Source organism: Aurantimonas litoralis, from assembly GCF_026153195.1.
GTDB lineage: Bacteria > Pseudomonadota > Alphaproteobacteria > Rhizobiales > Rhizobiaceae > Aurantimonas > Aurantimonas coralicida.
Genome location: NZ_JAPFBM010000001.1, coordinates 528,600 through 542,532, shown reverse-complemented (window position 1 = coordinate 542,532; position 13,933 = coordinate 528,600). Strand labels below are relative to the sequence as shown.

Below are 13,933 nucleotides of genomic sequence, written 5' to 3'. Positions count from 1 at the left end.
TTACGTCTGACGTTTCAGGGCCTGCCGGCAGCTCCGACCGGCAGGCCTTCTGCTGCCAGATCCCGGGCAAGCTGGTCCGGGTCGATGAAATGGATGGCGCTCCAGCCGGCCGCGCGGGCGGCGTCGACATTCGCGCGATTGTCGTCGATGAACAGGGTGCGCTCCGGCGCCAGGTCGAAGCTGCGCGCATGGTGGTCGTAGATCGCCGGGTCCGGCTTGATCAGGCGGATGTCGCCGGACACGGTCACGCCGCGGGTCGCCGTCAGGAACGGGAACTTCGCCTGCGCCTCGCGAAACGTGTCGGAGGCGAAATTGGTCAGCAGCGTCACGTCGACGCCGGCGTCGATCAGCCCATGGAGCAGCGCCACGCTGCCCTCATAGGCATGTGGCACCATCCGGTGCCAGTTGCGCCGGAAGGCGCGGATTTCCTCGGCCATCTGCGGATGACGGGAGATCGCCTCGGCCTCCGCCTCTTCCCACGGCCGGCCGCGATCCTGCTCCAGGTTCCAGTCGTGCGAGCAGACCTCGTCGAGGAAGAACTGCCGGCGTTCGTCGGACGGAATGATGTCGCGGAAGGGGATGTGCGGGTCGTAATGGATCAGCACCTTGCCGATGTCGAAAACGACATGCTGGTGGGTCATCGGCTCTGTCTCCGTTTCGGTGTGGCCGCGGGTTCCGGTGGGCTGGCCTCGGCACGTACCAGCACCTTCTGCATCAGGGTCGGCAAGGCCTCGGCGCCGCGGGCTTCGGGCGGGCACCACCAGCCTTCGGCCGGCGGATCGCCGGTGAGTTCGGCGCGGTAGACCTCGAGTTCGAGCCGGAAATGGGTGAAACTGTGCGCCACCGTGCCGCAGAAGCGCCAGTCGGCCGCAAACGGCGCGGCATCGGCGCCGGTCGCGCCGTCGGCCTTGGCGTGCCAGCCCGTGCCCGGCGGTTCGCTCATGCCCTGCAGCATGCCGGGCGCCTCGCGCCGCCGCAGCCAGACCGCGCCATCCGCCGGCCGAGTCGCGACGAAGGCCGCGCCCTTGCGCTCGGGAACCGCCGCCTTCGGCTTCTTTACCGGAAAGTCTTCCGCACGCCCCTCGGCGCTGGCGCGGCACATGGGACGCACGGGGCAGACCATGCAGCTCGGCCGCTTCGGCGTGCAGACCGTCGCGCCGAGATCCATCATCGCCTGGGCGAAGTCGCCGGGCCGCTGTTGCGGGGTGAGCTCCGCGGTGCGCAGCCGGATGTCCTTGCGGGCCTGGGGCAGGGGCGTTTCGATGGAAAACAGCCGGGTGACGACCCGCTCGACATTGCCGTCCACGACGGCCGCCGGCTCGTCGAAGGCGATCGCGGCGATCGCGGCGGAGGTATAGTCGCCGATGCCCGGCAGGGTCTGCAGCGTGACGGCCGTCTGGGGAAAGGCGCCGCCGAACTCCTCGGTGACGCGGATCGCGCAGGCATGCAGGTTGCGGGCGCGGGCGTAATAGCCAAGGCCGGCCCATTCGCCCAGAACCGCCGGCTGCGGCGCGGCGGCGAGATCGGCGACATGCGGCCAGCGCGTCGTGAACTCGGCGAAATACGCCTTCACCGCCGCCACCGTCGTCTGCTGCAGCATGATCTCCGACAGCCAGACACGGTAGGGCTCCGGCCGGATGCCGCGCGCCCTGTCCTGCGGCGACACGCGCCAGGGCAGCACCCGCGCATGGCGGTCGTACCAGGCAAGGAGATGATCCGCGAACGGACGGAGATCGGCGGGCATGGGCAGGAGACGCTCTGTCTGGATGGCGGGCCGGGGATCGGCGGCGAGGCCCGATGCGGGCCGCGCTCTGCGCGATGTAACGGCCCGGCGCGGCGAATGCGAGCCGGCCGTCTGTCGCAAGCAGGACGGCGTCCGCTCTCGCGACGTCTGCGGCGTTTCATGCTATCCGTTCGGCGCTGGGTCCGGTGCCGGCAACATGCCTGTTGCCGCGTGTCGGACCCGCGCAGACTTCGATCCGGAAAGGTCGTCCCGTGACACCGCCCTATGACCCGCGCGCCAGGCGCCGCACCGGCACCCCGCAGCCCGTCGCCGATCTCGTCGGCGGCCTGATGGACCCGATTCTGCGCCGCAAGGCCGGCATGACCACCGGGCTGGTCGCCGCCTGGGGCGAGATTACCGGGCCGGGCCTGCGCGATCTGACGCGGCCGGAAAAGCTGGTCTGGCCGGCCCGGCGCGACGAGGGCGACCCCTTCGAGCCGGCGACGCTGGTCATCGCCTGCGAGGCGGCGGCGGCGCTGCGCCTGCAGCACCAGACTGGCGAATTGCTGGCGCGGGTCAACGCCTTCTTCGGCTTTGCCGCCGTGGCCCGGATCAAGATCGTTCAAAAAGCCGTCAACCAGCACCGGCCGGACCGCAAGCCGAAGCTGCGCGATCTCGCCCCCGTCGAGCATCAGCGCGTCGCCGAGATGGTCGCCCGGATCGAGGATCCCCGGCTGCAGAAGGCGTTGCGCGACTTCGCCGAGACCACCCTGCGCCGCTCCAAGGGCTGAGCATCGCCCGGTTCGACGACCGCGGCCCGGCGGTCGCCTGAGACCCGCAGGCATTGGAAATGCCGCATTTCTCCCGTACATCCCGGTGAGAACGCGTTTCCTTCTGCAAGCGAGGCTCCATCGATGACTCATCCGCTGACCGCCCGTACCCGCCTGGCGAAGGCGCCCCGAATTGCCGCCTTCCTCGCCGGAGCCGGGCTGCTCGCGATCGCCGGCTGCACGGACGAGGCGGAGAGCACCGCGGCCAGCGCCGTTCTTCCCAATTCGGATGCCGTGCTGATGGCCCAGGCCGACACCGCGCCGGCAACCCCCGCGACGCCGGCCGTCGAGGCGCCCGAATCCAGCGGTTCGGTGGATGTCGCCGATCTGATGGCCGAGGGCCCGCTGCCCGACGTGGTGATCGGCGACGCCGATGCGCCGGTGACGATCGTCGAATACGCCTCGATGACCTGCAGCCACTGCGCCGACTTCCACGAGAATTCCTATCCGCAGATCAAGACGGACTTCCTGGACACCGGCAAGGCCAAGCTGATCATCCGCGAATTCCCCTTCGATCCGCGGGCGCTCGCCGGCTTCATGCTGGCCCGCTGCACCGGCGACGACGCCAAGCGCACGGCAATGATCGATGTCCTGTTCAGCCAGCAGGACGACTGGGCCCGCGCCGACAACGCCTCGGCCGCGCTCCTGAAGATCGCCAAGCTCGCCGGCATGAGCCAGGACGAATTCACCAGCTGCCTGAACGACAAGGAGATGCAGGAGAAGATCGTCGAGATCCAGCAGAAGGGTCAGAACGAATTCGGCGTCAACGCGACCCCGACCTTCTTCATCAATGGCGACAAGTTCTCCGGCGCGCTCAGCGCCGAGCAGATGGCCGCCGCCATCCGCGCCCGCATGTAGGTCCTGGGCCGTCCAGCCTCGCTGGACCTCGCCTGACCGGCCCGCCACGGCATCCCCGCCGTGGCGGGCTTTTTTGCGTCGCAGCAATTGGCGGGGCATTGGATTTCTTCTAGACATGAAGGAAGGTTCGCGGGAGGGGTGCGAACCGGCGGGATTGCCGCTCCCGCCTTGCGGCGCGCGATTGCGGGGCGGACGTCGTCTCCCGGCAGGCGCAGACGCCGCGCCGACCAGAAAAATGACGCGGTCCGCAAAGGACCCGTCGAGCTCGAGGGGGACGGTCGACCGCATTCGATGCCCAAACGGATCTTTACATTCCGGCGCGGAGCGGCCGATCGCACGGCCGACGCGTCCGAGGCCCTGGGGCTGAAGGGTGCCAACCTGGCGCTGCTGGCGTCGCTGGACGTGCCGGTGCCGCCGGGCTTCACCCTCGCCACCTCGGTCTGGCGCGAGGTGCAGAGCGGCGGCGACGGCCTGCCGCAGGAACTGCGCGCCGATCTGCGCATGGCGATCGAATGGCTCGAGGGCGTCACCGGCCGCGGCTTCGACGGCGACACGCGCCCGCTGCTCCTGGCCGTGCGCACCAGCGCCCGCGCCCAGATGCCGGGCCTGGCCGAATCGGTGCTCGATGTCGGCCTCAATGACCGCACGGTGGATATTCTCGCGGCCGAGCTGGACGACCCGGCCTTCGCCTATCGCAGCTATCGCCGCTTCATCGAAAGCTATGCCCATCTCGTGCTGGCGGTCGACCCGGCCGAGTTCGAGGACATCGCCGACGCGGAAGCGGCCGAGGCAGGCTGGACCGAGGAGCCGGGCGACCGGGCCGGCTGGCGCGCGCTGATCGCGCGCTACCAGACCTATCTCGACGCCGAGATCGGCGCCGTCGTGCCGCAGACACCGCTCGAACAGCTCTCCGCCGTCATCGAGGCCGCCTATGCGACCTGGCGCAGCCCGCTGGCGACGTCGCACCGACTGATCCAGGGCATTCCCGAAAATGCCGGCCTGGCGATCACCGCCCATGCGATGATCTTCAACGAGCACGACCACAATTCCGGCACCGGGCGGGCCGTCTCCCGCGACCTGACCACCGGCGAATCCCGCCTGTCGGGCGAATTCGGGCTGGTTGCGCCGCGGGCGCGCGAGATCGGCGAGAAGCCGCCGGTGCTCGATCTGGGAACCCTCTCGGATGGCGATGCGGCCCGCTTTCCCGCGGATCTCTCCGAGCTGACCGAGCATGTGCGCCGCATCGAGGCGCATGTCGGCGATGTCGTCGAGGTCGACTTCATGGTCGGCGACGGCGAACTCTTCCTGATGCAGTCGCGGGTGGCGCGGCGCACGGCGGGGGAGGCGATCCGCATCGCCGTCCAGTTCGTCGACGAGAGGCTGATCGACGAGGCCGAGGCGATCCTGCGCATTGATCCGAATTCGCTCGACGAATTGCTGCATCCGACCTTCGAACGGACCGCCGACCTCGTCGTTCTGGGTCGCGGCATGCCCGCCTCGCCGGGCGCGGCGACGGGCGAGATCGTCTTCACCTCCGAGCGCGCCCAGGAACTGGCCAACGAGGAACGGCCGGTCATCCTCGTGCGCAACGAGACCTATCCGGAAGACATCCACGGCATGCATGTGGCCGAGGGCGTCCTGACCATCCGCGGCGGCACCACCAGCCACGCGGCGGTCGTCGCCCGCGGCATCGGCCGGCCCTGCGTGACCGGCGCCGGCGCGCTGCGCATCAATGCCGGCACGGCCACGCTGCATGCCGCCGGCAAGGTGCTGCGCGAGGGCGACACCATCACCATCGACGGCACCTCCGGCGAGGTGATCGAGGGGGCCGTGCCGCTGTTGCGACCGGCGCTCACCGGCGATTTCGCCATGCTGATGGACTATGCCGACCGGGCCCGCCGCATGCGGGTGAGGGCCAATACCGAGACCCCGATCGAGGCCCGCTCGGCCCGCGCCTTCGGGGCCGAGGGGATCGGGCTCTGCCGCACCGAGCACATGTTCTTCGAGGGCGACCGGGTGCGCTCGATGCGCGAGATGATCCTTGCCTCCGACGAGACCGGCCGGCGCGCGGCGCTGGAAAAGCTCCTGCCGATCCAGCGCTCCGATTTCACCGAACTGTTCGAGATCATGGCCGGCCTGCCGGTGACGATCCGCCTGCTCGATCCGCCACTGCACGAATTCCTGCCCCAGAGCGACGGCGAGATCGCCGAGACGGCCGCGATGCTCGGCGTCGACGAATCCGTCGTGCGCCAGCGCATCGCCGCGCTGCAGGAGTTCAATCCGATGCTCGGCCATCGCGGTTGCCGGCTGGCCATCTCCTATCCGGAGATCGTCGAGACCCAGGCGCGGGCGATCTTCGAGGCGGCCATCGAGGCCGGCGAGAAGGCCGGCGAGGCGGTGGTGCCGGAAATCATGGTGCCGCTGGTCAGCCTGCGCAAGGAACTCGACTTCGTGAAGGGGCGCATCGACAAGGTCGCGGCCCTGGTCATGGACGAGCGCGGCTGCGAGATCACCTATTCGGTCGGCACGATGATCGAGCTGCCCCGCGCCATCGTGCGCGCCGACACCATCGCCGAGATCGCCGACTTCTTCTCCTTCGGCACCAACGATCTGACCCAGACGGTCTATGGCATCTCGCGCGACGACGCCGGCAATTTCCTGTCGACCTATGTCCGCCAGGGCATCATTGAGCGCGATCCCTTCCAGACCATCGATGTCGAGGGCGTCGGCGAACTGATCGCGCTGGCCGTGGAGAAGGCGCGGCGCACCCGGCCGGACATCTCGCTCGGCGTCTGCGGCGAGCAGGGCGGCGATCCGGCCTCGATCGCCTTCTTCGAGCAGACCGGGCTCGACTACGTCTCCTGTTCGCCCTTCCGCGTGCCGATCGCGCGGCTCGCCGCGGCCCAGGCGACCATCCGCGATGAGCGCTCGCGGCGCGGGCGGGCCCGCCGCTAGACGCCGTAGTAGAAGTAGATCGCCACGCAGGTGACAAAGCCGACGATGACGTTCATCGGCACGCCGATCTTCACGAAATCGGTGAAGCGGTAGTTTCCGGCCGCATAGACCAGCGTGTTGGTCTGGTAGCCGATCGGCGTGGCGAAGGACGCCGAGGCGCTGAACATCACCGCCACCACCGCAGCGCGCGGGTCCATGCCCAGCGAAGTCGCCAGGCTGATCGCCACCGGCGTGACGACGACGGCGACCGCGTTGTTGGTGACGATCTCGGTGAGGATGGACGAGATCGCGTAGATGATCAGCAGCACCAGGAAGGGCGAGGCGCCCTGCAGCAGCGGCTCGACCAGTTCGACCAGAAGCTCGACCGCACCGGCGTTCTGCATGCCGAGGCCGATCGCCAGCATGGCGAAGATCAGGATCAGGATGTCGCCGTGGATCGAGCGCCAGGCCTCGTCGGCATCCAGCACCCGGACCAGCAGCAGCGTCGCGATGGCGACGAAGGCGAGGATCTGGATGCTGGCGATGCCCATGGCGGCGAGAACCACGACCGCCAAGAGTGCGCCGATGGCCAGCGGCGCCTTGCGCCGGCGATAGGGCCGCGCCTCGCTGAGATCGACGCCGATCAGGTCGTTGGACTCGGCGATGCGGGCGATCGCGTCGGGCCGGCCTTCGAGCAGCAGCCGGTCGGCCGGACGCAGCTTGGTGTCGTGCAGGGAGGGGCCGGGGACGTGGCGATGGCGCTGCACGCCGAGAATGTGCACGCCGGAACCGGAGATATCGACGAGCTCGGAAATCTTGCGGCCGATGCCGCGGCGATGCGGCGCAACGGTGGCCTCGACGACGACCCGTTCCTCGTCTTCGGCCGCCGCGGCGGTGACCCGCGCGACGCGGAAATTCTCGTTGGAATGCAGGGTCAGCAATTCCTCGGGCGAGGCGAAGAGGATCACCCGGTCGGCCTTCTGGATCACCACCTCGGCGATCCCCTTGCGGATGGTCTCCGAGCCGCGCCGGATCGCCACCGGGCGGATGCCCCGCGCCGAGAAGGACGCCGATTCGCCCAGCGTCTTGCCGATGGTGCTGGCGCCCTCGCGCACGACGATCTCGGTGAAATACATGTCGGCATCGGAGCCGCCGAGAACGTCTTCGGCGGAGGTGCGGTCGGGCAGCAGCCTGGGGCCGACGAACAGAAGGTAGAGGATGCCGGTGATCGCGGTGACGATGCCGATCGGGGTGATCTCGAAGATCGAGAACGCCTCCAGCCCCTGGCCGCGCGCGACGCCGTCGACCAGGAGGTTGGTCGAGGTGCCGATCAGCGAGCAGGTGCCGCCGAGGATGGTCATGAAGGACAGCGGGATCAGCAGCTTCGTCGAGCCGACGCCCATCTTGCGCGCCAGCTCGGTCATGATCGGAATGAAGACGATGACCACCGGCGTGTTGTTCATGAAGGCAGAGGCGACGAGGACGCCGATGCCCATGATCGCCAGCGTGATGCGCGGCCGCTTTTCGGCGCTGGTGACCAGCCAGCCGGCCGCCCCCTCGAGCGTACCGGTGCGCACCAGCGCGCCGGACAGGACGAACATCGCGGCGATGGTGATCGGCGCCGGGTTCTGGAAGACCGAGGTGAACTCATCGTCCTTGATATAGCCGAGGACGAGGAAGGACACGGCCCCGCCCGTGGCGATGACCTCCGGCGGATAGAGTTCGAGCGCGAACGCCACGAAGACCAATGCGACGATCGCAAGGGCGATGAATGCGGAATAATCCGTCAGGAAGGCGTCCATGTAACCCATGCAATATTGGTTCAGGAACGCTGATCTGCAGGAGCCCGAGGCTTTTGCAAGGGGCGCGTATGATCAGTCTGACGATATACTGATCACGCCGTCATCCTGGCCCGCACAAAGCCCGCCGATGATCGGCCGAGACCCGCCCGAAACGCCGCCGCGCGACACCGCGGCGGCCGCCGGAGCGCGAGGTCAGGCCGTGCCTTCGGGCCTCACCGAGCCGAAGGGCAGGTCGTCGCGAATGCGCGTCAGGACGCCGACAAAGGCACGGGCAAATCCGCGCAGGCGCTCGTCCACCTCGTCGTCGTCCGGCACCCGGATCTCGGTGCCCTCGTCGTTGAGGACCGCGAAGGCGATGCGGTCGCGGTTCTGGCTCTCGACCCGCACCGCGGCGATGCGCGAGACATTGTCGAGCGTCCCGTCGGCCGGCATGTCGAAGAGAAATTCCCCGCCCACGCTGCCGGCGGCCGCGCGCACGCAGTCGGCGAAGTCGATCTCGGTCAGGTCCTGCATGTCGAGCGCCAGCTCGAACTCCACGGCGCTGAAGCTGTCGCCGTCGACGTCCGGCACTGCGACGGTCTGTTCTGCAATCTGCATGGCACCACCACTCAATCCGTTCGTCCCTTGCCGGCGATGGTCACGCGGCGAGACGGCTGAACTATGGCAGGGCGCCTTTTGCATGCTGGACATCGGGCCCGGCTTTTCCGATTGTCGCGCGGGGCCATGTCTCGGCCCGCAGTCAGGGAGGACGGAATGCAGGGTTTGATGCAGCAGTGGCCGCTGCTTTGTTCGAAGGTGATCGACCACGCCGCGACCTATCATCCGCTACGCGAGGTGGTGAGCCGCTCGGTCGAAGGGCCGATGCATCGGACCAATTACCGCGAGGTGCGGGCCCGCGCCATGAAGCTGGCGCAGCGGCTCGATCGCGAGGGGATCAAGCTCGGCGACCGCGTCGCGACGCTCGCCTGGAACACCTGGCGCCATCTGGAATGCTGGTACGGCATCGTCGGGATCGGCGCGATCTACCACACGCTGAATCCGCGGCTGTTCCCCGAGCAGATCGCCTGGATCATGAACGATGCCGAAGACCGCATCATCTTCGCCGACGTCACCTTCATGCCGATCCTCGAGGCCATCGCGCCGAATGTGCCGAGCCTCGAGAAGATCGTCGTCCTGACCGACGCGGCGAACATGCCCGAGACCAAGCTCGCCAATGTCGTCGCCTATGAGGAGTGGCTCGCCGAGGCCGACGGCGACTTCGCCTGGAAGGAGTTCGACGAGAACACCGCCGCGGGCATGTGCTACACCTCCGGCACGACGGGCAATCCGAAGGGCGTTCTCTACTCCCATCGCTCCAACCTCTTGCATTCGATGATCGCCCAGCAGCCCGACGCCATGGGCCTTTCGTCGCGCGACCGGGTGTTGCCGATCGTGCCGCTGTTCCACGCCAATGGCTGGGGTCTCGCCTTCTCCTGCCCGATGGCCGGCGCCGCGATGATCATGCCGGGCGCTAAGATGGATGGCGCGTCGGTCTACGAGATCCTGACCACCGAGAAGGTGACCTTCAGCGCCGCCGTGCCGACCGTCTGGCTCATGCTGCTGCAGCATCTGGAGAAGGTCGGCGGCGAACTGCCGGACCTCAAGAAGGTCGTCATCGGCGGGTCGGCCTGTCCGCGCGCCGTGACCCAGAAGTTCCAGGAAGTCTACGGCGTGCAGGTCATCCACGCCTGGGGCATGACCGAGATGAGCCCGCTCGGCTCGCTCTGTACCATCAAGCCGGAATACCAGGACCTGACCGGCGACGCGCTGCTCGACATCGAGGAGAAGCAGGGCCATCCGCCCTTCGCCGTGGAGATGAAGGTCACCGACGACGAGAATGTCGAGCGGCCCTGGGACGGCAAGACCTTCGGCCGCCTCAAGGTGCGCGGCCCGGCGGTCGCCTCGTCCTACTACAAGGGCACCGGCGCGGAGGCCTTCGACGAGGATGGCTGGTTCGACACGGGCGACGTCGCCCATATGGACCAGCATGGCTACATGCAGATCACCGACCGCGCCAAGGACGTCATCAAGTCCGGCGGCGAGTGGATCTCGACCATCGACTTGGAAAACCTCGCCGTCGGCCATCCGGACGTCGCCGAGGCCGCGGTGATCGGTCTCGCCCATCCCAAATGGGACGAACGCCCGCTGATGGTCATCGTGCGCAAGGAAGGCCGCAATGTCTCCCGGGAGGACATCCTCGCCTATCTGGAAGGCAAGATCGCCAAATGGTGGATGCCCGACGACGTCGCCTTCGTCGACGAGATCCCGCATACGGCGACCGGCAAGATCCAGAAGATGACGCTGCGCGACCAGTTCCGCGACTATCGCCTGCCGACCATCTGATCGCATGACCGACGCCCGGGCGGTCTTTCTGCCGCCCGGGCTTTCCTCTATGTTCGCGGAACCCCTGCCAAGGTCCCGCCCATGAATTCGATCTACGGACGCCTGCCGGTTTCCGGCCACTATCTTCAGAAGCGGCTGCGCTTCGCCGGGCTTGCCCGCGGGCTCGCCGCCTTCGCCATCGCGCTGATGGTGGCGGCGGTGGTGTTCTATCGTCTCGGCTGGATCGTGCCCCAGGCGCTGATCGGTCTGCTGCTCCTGGTTGGCGGGCTCGCCGCGCTTGCCCTCGTGGTGGCCTGCTACGGCCTGCTGCGCGTGTGGTTCGCCGGCGTGCGCGGCGGTCACAAGGTGTTCGCCGGCTTCGTCCTGTCGCTGATCGCCCTGTCCCCCTTTGCCACCGGCGCCTATCTCGCCCGCGTCAATCCGCAGGCCAATGCCGCCTATACGGACGGCTTCGCCCCCGAGGCCACCGCCGCGCCGGCGATCGCCTCCGCCCCCGCATCGGCCTTCGCCGCGCCGACGGAAATGCCCAGCGTGGTGCCCGGCCGGCGTTATCTCGCCGACGCCCCGCGGGTCTACCAGGCCGCGCGCACCGTCCTGGCCGATCATGGCTGGACGGTGGGGGAGGTCATTGTCGGCGACCCGGCTCTGGCGGGAGCGGAGGCAGAGCGGCAATCCGACGATCTCGGCGTCAGCACCGGCGCGGTCCCGCTGCCGACACCGCGGGCCGGCATCGACGCGATGGTCGCCGATGACGGGCTCGACCGTCCCGACAGCGACCAGTACCGCGTCGCCGCAGTGGCGCGCGATCGCCTGTTCGCCCTGCCGAGCGACGTGACGATCCGGCTGGTGCAGGAGGGCGGCGAGACCTTTGTCGACCTGCGCGCCGTCTCGCGCGCCACCGGGCTGGATCTCGGGCAGAACCGCCGCTTCATCGAGGCGTTCCTGGCCGATCTCGATCTCGCCATGTCGGGTCTGGAAACCATAGAGGCCGGCTGAGCGGACTCTGGACGCGGCTCCGCCGTCTCAGGCGGCGGTGTAGGTCGTGGCCAGTGTCGGCGGCCCGTCGCAAACGACGACGCCGCGCGCGACCAGGTCCTCCAGATGCGCCAGCACCGACAGGCCGGCCGCCCCGTGCAGGCGGATATCCACCGTCTTGTAGAGTGCCGCGACGATCTCCGGGATCGTCCGGTCGCCATCGGCAAGGCGCCTGACGATGGCGGTCTCGCGCATGCGGCGATGGCCGATCAGCCCGCGCACGAAGGGTTTGGGCGCGGCGATGACGCCGCCATGGCCGGGCAAATAGAGCTGGTCGTCGCGCGCGAGCAGGCGCTCGAGCGACGCCATGTAGTCGCGCATCGCCCCGTCCGGCGGCGCGACGATGGAGGTCGACCAACCCATGACGTGATCGCCGGAAAGAAGCACGCCGTCCTCGCCGACGGCAAAGGCCAGATGATTGGCGCAATGGCCCGGCGTCGCCACCACGGAAACCGGCAGGCCGCCGAGCGTCAGCTGCTCGCCGTCGGACAGGATCCGGTCGAAGGCGAGGTCGGTGTCGCCGGCCGCTTCCAGCCGGTGGGCCTCGCCGTCGCGCAGCGGACGCGAGGCGCGGTGCGGTCCGCCGCCGACGATTGGCGCCCCGGTGAGGGCGGCCAGCCGCCGCACGAGGCCGGTATGGTCGCGATGGGTATGGGTCAGCAGGATCGCCTCGACCGGCCGTCCGGCGATCGCCGCAACCAGCGCATCCAGATGGGCGTCGTCGTCCGGGCCGGGATCGACCACGAAGCAACCGTCCCGCCCGGCGACGTAGCTGTTGGTGCCGGCAAAGGTGAAGGCGCTGGGATTGTTGGCCGTTACCCGGCCGATATGGGCGGCGACCGGGACCAGCCGGCCATAGGCGGGATCGAAATCCGTCTGGAACTCAGGCATGTTGGCGCGATCGGGCCTTTCGCTTCTTGCCGCCCTTCCTCGCCGCCGGGGCGGGGCGATCGGATTGCGCCGCCGCTTCGGCGATCTCGAACAGATCCGTCGTCAGGCGGCGCAGGGCGGCGTCGGTCCGCGTTTCGTGCGGCGAGTCATACGCCACCAGCAGCCTGTCCTGCCCGTCGATCCCGATCGTGGCAAGGCCCTCGGCATGGTCGGAGCCGCGGATCACCGGCAGGTCGAGGATCCGCGCCAGGAGCCCGGCCTGGTAGACCGGCCGGCCCGGATCGTAGTCGTCGATGACCACCACCGACTGCATCGCCTCCAGATCCGTCGTCGCGCCGGTGAGGATCAGCAGCCGATCGTCGCGCCATTCGAGGTCGCGGATCGCCTGTCCGTCGAGATCGACGGCCTGCAGCTGGTAGCGTTGGCCGTTCTCCAGCTTGCGCGGCTTGAGGGCGCCGGATCCGGTTTCCTTCATCTCCAGCCGCACGATCATCGCATGGCCGCCGATCACCGGCCCGCGCAGGCCGAGAAGCACCGTGTCGCCCTGCACGGCCAGCCCCTCGATGTCGAGGCCGTTCTCCTTGCAGGGATGGTCGACGAAGGGGCCGATCAGCGCATCCTTCGCCAGCATCTTGCGGATCGGCGTCCTGGACGATTTCGACATCTTCACCATCGCCGCGCGCCGGCCCGGCACGCCGTCCAGCGCATCGATGGCGGCGACCGGCTCGAACACCCCGTCGCCGCGATCGATCAGCGGCACCCGGCCGAGAAAGCCCCGGTTGGGGTCCCAGTCGATGTCCTCCATGTCCGCCAGGCCACCCTCTTCGGGATCGTCGCGCTTCAGCGAATGGGAGCCGCAGATCCACAGATAACCATCGGCGATCGCCAGGCCTTCGATGTCCATTTCGCCGGACGGCCCGTCGGGCAGGTCGAAGGCTTCGCCGAGGGGGAAATTCGCGTGCCCGGCGGCGTTCGTCCCGGCCTCATCGAGCACCACGCGCTCGATCGTCGCGGTCTCGTCGCAGGTGCAGAAGATCGACCGGCCGATGACCGCCAGTGCCGAGACGTCCTCCCAGATCGGGTCGTGGACATGGGCCAGTTCGTCGATCGCGCGAAACGTGAGATCGACGGTGCCGGACCGCGACCGGTCGAGGACCATGGACTTGTCGATCGCGGTTGCCTCGGCGGCGGGCAGGCGGGGGCGCCGGTTCTTGGCCATGACAGCGTCTCGTGGTTGCGGATGCTCGAGGACATCGCGCGGGGAGCGCCGCAAGCAAGGGCGCAAGCGGTCATCGCCGCAGGACGGCGGTCGGCAAAGAGGCTGCAGGCTTCGGCCACCGGGCCGCGGGCATGGCGCCACAGCCGCGATCGCCGCACGCTGAAACGGCCCCGATCGCTCGGCGACGATCCGCCGTGTCACACCGCATCCGAACCCGGCCACGGGTCGTTGCAAGGACGCCGGCCAGAGGCTATAGGAC

At 68.6% G+C, this 13,933-nt stretch carries 11 protein-coding genes; 5 read left to right on the top strand and 6 right to left on the bottom strand.

The features are described 5' to 3' along the window. Nucleotides 1–14: 14 nt before the first annotated feature. Both N7I30_RS02605 and mutY read right to left on the bottom strand, forming a co-directional pair. Nucleotides 15–641, bottom strand: coding sequence for an HAD family hydrolase (locus N7I30_RS02605; protein ID WP_498636501.1), 627 nt, complete (start codon nucleotides 639–641; stop codon nucleotides 15–17). Next, entirely contained in the window at nucleotides 638–1,744 is a 1,107-nt protein-coding gene (gene mutY, locus N7I30_RS02600; RefSeq protein WP_498636499.1) for an A/G-specific adenine glycosylase, read from the bottom strand. The genes N7I30_RS02605 and mutY overlap by 4 nt, the downstream gene beginning before the upstream one ends. A gap of 251 nt (nucleotides 1,745–1,995) precedes the next feature. On the opposite strand from mutY, the gene N7I30_RS02595 reads away from it, so the two are divergent. The 3 genes from N7I30_RS02595 to ppdK all read left to right on the top strand — a co-directional run bounded on the left by N7I30_RS02595 (nucleotide 1,996) and on the right by ppdK (nucleotide 6,366). Next, nucleotides 1,996–2,514 (top strand): DUF721 domain-containing protein, encoded by a 519-nt coding sequence (locus N7I30_RS02595; RefSeq protein WP_498636497.1) that lies wholly within the window; start codon nucleotides 1,996–1,998, stop codon nucleotides 2,512–2,514. A gap of 123 nt (nucleotides 2,515–2,637) precedes the next feature. Further along, nucleotides 2,638–3,411: a DsbA family protein gene (locus N7I30_RS02590; protein WP_187391298.1), complete on the top strand. Its 774-nt coding sequence runs from the start codon at nucleotides 2,638–2,640 to the stop codon at nucleotides 3,409–3,411. Nucleotides 3,412–3,702: 291 nt separating this feature from the next. Further along, a complete protein-coding gene (gene ppdK / locus N7I30_RS02585; protein ID WP_498636495.1) occupies nucleotides 3,703–6,366 on the top strand; it encodes a pyruvate, phosphate dikinase in 2,664 nt (887 codons plus the stop codon). Here the strand turns inward: ppdK and N7I30_RS02580 are convergent. Both N7I30_RS02580 and N7I30_RS02575 read right to left on the bottom strand, forming a co-directional pair. After that, nucleotides 6,363–8,156, bottom strand: coding sequence for an SLC13 family permease (locus tag N7I30_RS02580; RefSeq protein ID WP_228240154.1), 1,794 nt, complete (start codon nucleotides 8,154–8,156; stop codon nucleotides 6,363–6,365). The genes ppdK and N7I30_RS02580 overlap by 4 nt on opposite strands. 183 nt (nucleotides 8,157–8,339) lie before the next feature. Then, nucleotides 8,340–8,744, bottom strand: a complete 405-nt coding sequence (locus tag N7I30_RS02575) for a hypothetical protein (RefSeq protein WP_024350013.1) — start codon at nucleotides 8,742–8,744, stop codon at nucleotides 8,340–8,342. A gap of 156 nt (nucleotides 8,745–8,900) precedes the next feature. Between N7I30_RS02575 and N7I30_RS02570 the strand changes: the two genes are divergently transcribed. Further along, on the top strand, nucleotides 8,901–10,529 hold the full coding sequence (locus N7I30_RS02570) for a fatty-acid--CoA ligase (protein ID WP_188075802.1): 1,629 nt from the start codon (nucleotides 8,901–8,903) through the stop codon (nucleotides 10,527–10,529). Between the two features lie 81 nt (nucleotides 10,530–10,610). Further along, a complete protein-coding gene (locus N7I30_RS02565; protein ID WP_498636492.1) occupies nucleotides 10,611–11,525 on the top strand; it encodes a DUF1499 domain-containing protein in 915 nt (304 codons plus the stop codon). A 27-nt stretch (nucleotides 11,526–11,552) separates the two neighbouring features. Here the strand turns inward: N7I30_RS02565 and N7I30_RS02560 are convergent, their stop codons facing one another. Further along, nucleotides 11,553–12,455 (bottom strand): MBL fold metallo-hydrolase, encoded by a 903-nt coding sequence (locus N7I30_RS02560; RefSeq protein WP_498636490.1) that lies wholly within the window; start codon nucleotides 12,453–12,455, stop codon nucleotides 11,553–11,555. Next, the gene (locus N7I30_RS02555; RefSeq protein ID WP_498636488.1) at nucleotides 12,448–13,674 is read right to left on the bottom strand and encodes a DUF3616 domain-containing protein; all 1,227 of its coding nucleotides are present in this window, start codon (nucleotides 13,672–13,674) and stop codon (nucleotides 12,448–12,450) included. The genes N7I30_RS02560 and N7I30_RS02555 overlap by 8 nt, the downstream gene beginning before the upstream one ends. Nucleotides 13,675–13,933: the final 259 nt, after the last annotated feature.

What these genes read in the sequence shown, in the direction of transcription:
- N7I30_RS02555 (WP_498636488.1), bottom strand. Translation starts at nt 13,674, where the DNA reads ATGGCCAAGAACCGGCGCCCCCGCCTGCCCGCCGCCGAGGCAACCGCG.
- N7I30_RS02580 (WP_228240154.1), bottom strand. Translation starts at nt 8,156, where the DNA reads ATGGGTTACATGGACGCCTTCCTGACGGATTATTCCGCATTCATCGCC.
- ppdK (WP_498636495.1), top strand. Translation starts at nt 3,703, where the DNA reads ATGCCCAAACGGATCTTTACATTCCGGCGCGGAGCGGCCGATCGCACG.
- N7I30_RS02565 (WP_498636492.1), top strand. Translation starts at nt 10,611, where the DNA reads ATGAATTCGATCTACGGACGCCTGCCGGTTTCCGGCCACTATCTTCAG.
- N7I30_RS02605 (WP_498636501.1), bottom strand. Translation starts at nt 641, where the DNA reads ATGACCCACCAGCATGTCGTTTTCGACATCGGCAAGGTGCTGATCCAT.
- N7I30_RS02590 (WP_187391298.1), top strand. Translation starts at nt 2,638, where the DNA reads ATGACTCATCCGCTGACCGCCCGTACCCGCCTGGCGAAGGCGCCCCGA.
- mutY (WP_498636499.1), bottom strand. Translation starts at nt 1,744, where the DNA reads ATGCCCGCCGATCTCCGTCCGTTCGCGGATCATCTCCTTGCCTGGTAC.
- N7I30_RS02575 (WP_024350013.1), bottom strand. Translation starts at nt 8,744, where the DNA reads ATGCAGATTGCAGAACAGACCGTCGCAGTGCCGGACGTCGACGGCGAC.
- N7I30_RS02570 (WP_188075802.1), top strand. Translation starts at nt 8,901, where the DNA reads ATGCAGGGTTTGATGCAGCAGTGGCCGCTGCTTTGTTCGAAGGTGATC.
- N7I30_RS02560 (WP_498636490.1), bottom strand. Translation starts at nt 12,455, where the DNA reads ATGCCTGAGTTCCAGACGGATTTCGATCCCGCCTATGGCCGGCTGGTC.